The organism is Gluconacetobacter johannae (assembly GCF_014174305.1).
Classification (GTDB): domain Bacteria; phylum Pseudomonadota; class Alphaproteobacteria; order Acetobacterales; family Acetobacteraceae; genus Gluconacetobacter; species Gluconacetobacter johannae.
Map to the genome: position 1 here is coordinate 1 of NZ_JABEQH010000037.1, position 2,213 is coordinate 2,213.

Below are 2,213 nucleotides of genomic sequence, written 5' to 3' on the forward strand. Positions count from 1 at the left end.
CAACGCCGGGTCGGCGGTGGGCGCCAACGGCCGCGCCGGCATGGCCATGGCCACCACGCAGATCGCCACCGCCGCCGCGGGGCTGGGCTGGATGGTCGCGGAATGGATCCGTGCGGGCAAGCCCACGGTGCTGGGCATCATCTCCGGCGCGGTCGCCGGCCTGGTCGCCATCACCCCGGCGGCGGGCTTCGTGCTGCCCGGCGGCGCGCTGGTCCTGGGCCTGGTCGCCGGCGTCGTGTGCTACTGGGCCGCCACCTCGCTCAAGCACCTGCTGGGCTATGACGACAGCCTCGACGCCTTCGGCGTGCACGGCATCGGCGGCATCATCGGCGCGCTGCTGACCGGCGTGCTGGCCTACGGCCCGCTGTCGGCCACCGACGCCAACCCCTCGGGCGTCGTGGGCTCGTTCGCCCAGCTCGTCATCCAGGCCAAGGCCGTCGGCATCACCATCGTCTGGTGCGCCGTCGCCACCTTCGTCCTGCTCAAGATCGTGGACCTGACCATCGGCCTGCGCGTCACCCAGGACCAGGAGGTCGAAGGCCTCGACATGGTCCTGCACGACGAACGCATCAGCTGACCGATCGCCCAGCTACGTCCAATCCTGCATATTCCGGGGAGACGAGTCGCATCGTCTCCCCCAAGACGGAGGAAATAAAGCGTGCCGGCCTACCGCATCATGTATAAAAAAACAGGCTGCCTCGCCCTCTTTCTGGTCGCCGGCTGTCTGCTGCTTCCGCCTGAAGGTCTCGCCCAGGTGGCGGTGTTCGGCAAGTCCGACAAGTCCGGCATGGGGGAATGGCTCAGCGGCGTGACCCTGGTGGGACAGATCGAAGGCGGCATCATGGCCAACCCCGCCCGCCCCGACAACGGCATCAATTTCGGCAACTTCCTTGCCGACCACGCCAACCAGGTCCAGCTCAACCAGCTTGAATTCACGCTTGCCAGGGCCATCGACCCCAGCAAGAACGCATACCAGATCGGATTCACGCTGGAAGGGCTCTACGGGTCCGACGCGCGGTACTACCATCTGCTGGGCATTTCCGACCGCGCGATCTCGGACCGCTATCAGCTCATTCCGGCGCAGGCGCATATCGACGTGCATCTGCCCTGGCTGACCAGCGGCGGCCTGGACATGCAGGCCGGCATCCTGCAGGCCCCGATGGGTGTCGAAACCCTCGATCCGACGACGCGGCCGTTCTACACGCTGGCCTACACGTCCGAATATTCCGTGCCCTTCCAGCATGTCGGCGCGATGTTCAAATGGCACGTCAACACGACCGTCGACGTCACGTTCGGCGTCGATACCGGCAACCAGACCACCTTCGGCAACAGCGACAACAACCACGAGGCCGCGGGCTATTTCGGCTTCAACCTGAACGGCCTGGCGGGCGGCAAGCTCAACATCATCGAACTCAGCCGGGTCGGTCCGGAAAACGCCATCGCCGTGCTGGGCGCGCGGGCCGACAGCCAGATGCGGTACTGGAACGACATCAACGCCGCCTACCAGGTCAACGACAAGCTGTCGGTGACGGGCGAATTCAACTATCTCCACGATGACGGGATCCGGGCCGACACCTACAGCTTCGTCAGCTTCCTCAGCTACAAGGTCACGCCGTCGCTCACCTTCAACTACCGGGGTGAGATCTATCGCGACAACACCGGTCAGTTCGTCGTCAGCTTCCTCAGCAACACCGCCTATATGGGGGCCATCGCCGGGGCCACCGTTCCCGCGGAATTCGCCCCGCCCACCACCTATGGCGCGCTGAGCCTGGGCGTGACCTACAAGCCCGACCTGGGCCACGGCGTCCGGGTGTTCGAACTCCGCCCCGAAATCCGGTTCGACCGTTCGCTCAACGGCACCACCCCCTTCAACGACGGCCGCAATACCGGCATGTTCACCTTCGGCATGGACGGCGTCCTGGGATTCTGACCTGCGCGGGGCGGGAGGCCGCCCCCGCACTGCCGATTCGGCCAGGATCGGGAGAGTGGGGAAGGGGGCGGCCGGCGTCGTCGCGGCCTCCGACGCCTCGACAACGGCGCGAGAGTTTCGTAACCGTTTTCCGGCCGCACCGTACGGCTTCACAATAGGCAGGCATCCGAGAATGGCGAAAAAAGCCCCGACCCCGGCCCCAGCGGCCCCCCCTTCCCCTGACGCGGCGTCTGTCGCGAAGGTGTTCAGCCTGATCCAGGAACATTCGGTGGAACTGGTGGAC

The 2,213-nt window shown here is 65.9% G+C and carries 1 protein-coding gene and 1 pseudogene; both read left to right on the forward strand.

Annotated features, from left to right (window positions below):
- Positions 1-577, forward strand: a pseudogene (locus tag HLH21_RS16775) (ammonium transporter); the annotation flags it as partial.
- A 99-nt stretch (positions 578-676) separates the two neighbouring features.
- Positions 677-1,930 carry an outer membrane beta-barrel protein gene (locus HLH21_RS16780; protein WP_182944889.1) on the forward strand — a complete coding sequence of 418 codons (1,254 nt, stop codon included), beginning with the start codon at positions 677-679 and terminating at the stop codon, positions 1,928-1,930.
- Positions 1,931-2,213 lie beyond the last annotated feature (283 nt).

Bases quoted from the DNA above. Each gene is read 5' to 3' on its own strand.
- HLH21_RS16780 (WP_182944889.1), top strand. From the start codon at position 677: ATGTATAAAAAAACAGGCTGCCTCGCCCTCTTTCTGGTCGCCGGCTGT.